The sequence below is a fragment of the Thermoflexus sp. genome (genome assembly GCF_025055495.1).
Classification (GTDB): Bacteria; Chloroflexota; Anaerolineae; order Thermoflexales; family Thermoflexaceae; genus Thermoflexus.
In genome coordinates this window covers 1-4,231 of the sequence record NZ_JANWXB010000175.1, presented here as the reverse complement: position 1 = coordinate 4,231, position 4,231 = coordinate 1, and the positions used below count along the sequence as shown (strand labels likewise).

The following is a 4,231-nucleotide window of genomic DNA, read 5'->3' as shown; positions in this document are numbered from 1 at the left end:
TGGGGCGCCGCCGAAGGCGGCGCCCCAGCCCCAAAAAGATTGAGAAAGGGGAGAAGGGCCTGGCCGGCTTCCCTCCCGAGGGCGCTTGGATCGGACTTGTCGCCTGAGGCTACGCATGGCGGGATAGTCCGCTCCTGCCCCGAGGGCTGGCCATGAGCGCAGCGTTTTTCAGGTTGGGCCGGGGCCAAGGCGCCTGACTCTGCCCCCGAACCCCTAATCCACGCATTCCGAGAGGAGCCTCTGGGGGATTTCGGGAGGTAGTGCTCGACCGGGTGGATCGCGCCCCCGATTTCGGAGGGATTGTTGGGCGGGCGAGGCTGCCGGGGACGGCCCCGCCCGCCCCAGAGGAAGACAGCAAGGGGAAACCCTTTACTCTAAACTTCTATTCCTCTTCGAAAGCCATCCCCAACGCGGCGGGCGGGGAGACCTGGAGGCTGCGGAGGATCCGGAGGGCGAGACGACGGCTGGACTCCGGGAGGCGAGACAGCGCCGTCTGGACCCACTCGGTGTTGCCCAGGTTGGTCAGCAGCAGCGCGAAAATCATCAAGGGGAATGGCGCGACATTGAGGACCTGGGAGGGGATTCCGGGGAGGCTGGGTTGCAGGACCAGGCTGAGCCACTGGAGCAGGGCGAACAGCAACGCGCCGAAAGCCCCGCGCACCGGATGCCAGCCTCCGAAGATCGTAATGGCCAGCACGATCCACCCGATTCCGTCGATGCCGGAGATCGGCCCTTGCCAGCCGCCTTTGAGATCCAGGGTGTAAGCGGCCCCGGCGAATCCCACCAACGCCCCGCCCAGGACCGTATAGGCGTAGCGAATCCGGGTCACGGGGACCCCCCGCACGAACGCCGCAGGAGGCCGTTCGCCCACGCAACGAAGCACCAGGCCCGGCCGGGTCCGGAAAATCCATATCCATGCGGCCGCCACGGTGAGCAGGCTGATGTAAACCAGGGGGCTTTGTTGGAACAATAGGGGTCCGAGGATAGGAAGATCCTTCAGAACCGGGATCGGGAGCGCTCCGACGCGAGGGCCTGGCACGCCCATAAAAGGGTTCCCCAGGAAATAGGCCAGATCCCGACCCAGCAAGGCCAGCACCAACCCCACCGCGACCTGAGACTGGCGGAGGGTGAGGCTGGCGAAGGCCACCACCAGGGCCATCAGCGCGCCGATCAGGGTGCCGGTGAGGAACCCCAGCTCCAGGCTTCCTGTCCGCACAGCGACTGCGAAGCCGGCCATCGCGGCCAGCAACATCGCCCCATTGACCGAAAGATTTACGACCCCAGCCCGCTCTGAAAAGGTCTCGCCGACCACCGCGATCAGGAGCGGGGCAGCGGCAGCCAGAACCCCAGCCAGACCGAAGATCCACTCAGGCGTCATCCCTGGACTCCGCGGGGGATTTGGGTTGCCATCGCGCGCGCGCGCCCTGCATCAGCAGCACGAAAAGCACCAGGGCGCCCTGCATCACGCCGGATAGGGTGGAATCCAGCTTCAAGGTGATGGGAAGTTGGATGCTGCCGATGTTCAGGGCGGCGAAAAAGAAAGCGACCGGGACGGACCATGAAACCCGATAATTGGCCAGCATGGCCACCAGTAGCCCCAGGTAGCCGTAGCCGCTGGAGATGGGAGGGATCAGTCGGTGATAAACGGCGGTGACCTGCACGGCACCGGCCAGTCCGGCCATCGCCCCGCATCCGAGCAGGGCCAGGAACAGGTAGCGAGCCGTCGGCACCCCCAGCCGATGCGCCGCTCGGATATTCTTTCCGATTGCTTTCAGCCGGAGCCCGAAATGCGTGTTGCTTAACAGCACGTAGACGAGCGCGATGCTCAGAAGGGCCAGCAGCAACGCCCAGGGGCTCAACCGGAGGCCTGGAAACACCGGCAGCCATAAGCGCTCCGGGAAAGGCTCCGTGCCGCTCATGGAGCCGATCCCGGGTCGTTTCCAGGGGCCGAAGATCAGCCACAGAATCAGCGTGGTGGCCACAAAGTTCAACCCCAGACCGCCGAAGATCTCGTGAACGCCCCCGTGGATCTTCAAGAGGCCGACCAGACCCGCCCAGGCGGCCCCTCCGGCCATCCCAGCCGCCATCGCGAGGATCAGGATCACCGGGGGCGGGAGGCTGGTCTCCTGAAGGGCGCGCATCACTCCGGTGGCAGCGATGGCCCCCAGCATGATCTGCCCCTCCACGCCGATGTTCCATAGCCCGGCGGTGAAGGTGAGCAACAGGCCAGATGTCACCAGCATCAGCGGTACCCAGGCCACCAGGATGTCTGTCGCGCGCTTCAGGGAGCCAAAGGCCCCTTCCAGCACCTGACGATAGGCCTCCAGGGGGGGAGCCCCGGCCATCAGCAGCACGAGCGTGGTGAACAGCAAAGCCATCAAAATCGAGAGGCTCTGAAAGCCGAACTCGATCCATCGAGAAGGGCGAGCGCGAGGGAGCAGGATCTCTTTCATCGCGTTTGTTCACTCCAAGTTTGACGGAATTTGCTCGGGAGGCACCCAGCTGGGAGCGGGCCGGACGAGGTGGAAGGACCCTTTCCCCTCGGCCCTTTGGACGGTTGGGGAGATGGGATAAAGGACTTCAGGGAAGTGAACAGCGTGCTCCCCCATGGGCCTCTTCACCATCCCCGCCCAGCGATCATGTGGCCGAGCCGATCCAGTGTGAGCTCCTCGACCGCCATCGGTTCCGAGATCCGACCGCTGAAAAAGACGATGATCCGATCGCAATATTGCAACAACTCCTGGAGATCCGAGGAGATCACCATCAGGGCGGTGCCTTGCTGGGCCCGCTCCTTCAATCGTTGCCAGATCCACATGCTGGATTCGACATCCAGCCCGCGCGTGGGATGCTCCAGCAGCAACAGATGAGCAGGCGTCCGGATCAGCGCCAGCAACGTTCGCTGCTGATTTCCGCCGGAGAGCGATTCCACCATTGTCTCCGGCTTCCCCCGGATATGGAAATCCCGGATCCGACGCTGGGCCTCCACACGGGCCCGCTCCCAGTCGATCAGATAGCGGCCGTTCGGATACACCAGCTGGAAATGCTCCGTAAGCGTGAGGCCCGGGATCAGGCCTTCTTCCAGGCGGTTGGCGGGCACGAAGAGGACGCCTGCGTCCAGGAAGGCATGGTAGGGCTTTCCGGTGAGATCCCTCCCCTGCACCCGGATGGAGCCCTCCCAAGGGCGGGCGAGACCGGCGCAGACCCGCATGAACAATTGCTGGCCGCTTCCCTCCATCCCGGCCAGGCCGATGATTTCCCCTGACCTCACGGTAAGGTTCACCCGGCTTAGCCGGAGGCGGTGATCGCCCGCCACCAGGTTTTGGATCTGCAGGACCGGCTCGCCGGGAGGAATCGGCTGGCGTTCCGGCATCGGAAGGGATCGGCCGAACATCATCTCGATCAGACGTTGCGGGGAATACGGCGGGGTCGCTTCCCCCGCCAGACGGCCCTGACGCAAGACCGTGACCCGGTGGCAGAGCTCCTCTACCTCCTCCAGCTTATGGGTCACAAAGATCACGGTCTTCCCCTCTCCGGCCAGACGACGCAGGGTGTCGAAAAGCTGAGCTTTTTGAGGAGCGCTGATGCCGGTGGTGGGCTCATCCAGGATCAGGACGTGGACCCCCCGCCAGAGGAGGCGGAGCAGTTCCAGCTGCTGTCGCTCCCCTACCGTCAGACGATCCACACGGGCCTCTGGATCCAAATCGAACCCGAACGGACGGGCCAGCTCCCGCAACGCCCGACGTGCCCCCCGGCGATCCAGCCAGAATCCGCCTTCATGGCCCATCATGAAGTTATCCAGGACCGACATGGCGGGGAAGTCCATGGGATCCTGATGGAGCATCCCGATCCCATGTCGAAGGCCCTCCGCCGGCGAAGCAAAGCGCACCGGCTTTCCATCCAGAAAGATCTCCCCTCGATCGGGCCGCAGGTAGCCGGAAAGGATCTTCATCAATGTGGTCTTGCCCGCCCCGTTCTCCCCGAGAAGGCCATGGATGGTGCCCGCTTCAACGGTGAGGCTGACATCCTGCAGGGCTCGCACAGACCCAAAGGACTTGTGGATATGACGCATCTCTACCTTCATAGGGCTCTGTCCATTTTCAATTTGGGGGTTTTCGGGGGCGGTGCGGGGGCTAAAGGCTCCCGCACCGCCCCCGAAGGATGTTTTCTCCCCTCCCCACGGCCCCCTGGCCGTGGGGAGGGGAGAAAGGGGGGAGGGGCCATTGCCTTCCAG

General features: G+C 64.2%; 3 protein-coding genes. All 3 read right to left on the bottom strand.

All coding sequences use genetic code 11. The annotated features are described in order from the left end of the window. Window positions 1–382: 382 nt before the first annotated feature. Complete coding sequence (locus NZM16_RS06095; RefSeq protein WP_295479325.1) at window positions 383–1,378, bottom strand: ABC transporter permease; 996 nt, start codon at window positions 1,376–1,378, stop codon at window positions 383–385. Next, window positions 1,368–2,453 (bottom strand): ABC transporter permease, encoded by a 1,086-nt coding sequence (locus NZM16_RS06090; protein WP_295452817.1) that lies wholly within the window; start codon window positions 2,451–2,453, stop codon window positions 1,368–1,370. The genes NZM16_RS06095 and NZM16_RS06090 overlap by 11 nt, the downstream gene beginning before the upstream one ends. A gap of 164 nt (window positions 2,454–2,617) precedes the next feature. Beyond that, the gene (locus NZM16_RS06085; protein ID WP_295479323.1) at window positions 2,618–4,069 is read right to left on the bottom strand and encodes an ABC transporter ATP-binding protein; all 1,452 of its coding nucleotides are present in this window, start codon (window positions 4,067–4,069) and stop codon (window positions 2,618–2,620) included. Window positions 4,070–4,231 lie beyond the last annotated feature (162 nt).

Excerpts from the sequence above, each read along its gene's own strand:
- NZM16_RS06095 (WP_295479325.1), bottom strand. The coding sequence starts at position 1,378 with ATGACGCCTGAGTGGATCTTCGGTCTGGCTGGGGTTCTGGCTGCCGCT.
- NZM16_RS06090 (WP_295452817.1), bottom strand. The coding sequence starts at position 2,453 with ATGAAAGAGATCCTGCTCCCTCGCGCTCGCCCTTCTCGATGGATCGAG.
- NZM16_RS06085 (WP_295479323.1), bottom strand. The coding sequence starts at position 4,069 with ATGCGTCATATCCACAAGTCCTTTGGGTCTGTGCGAGCCCTGCAGGAT.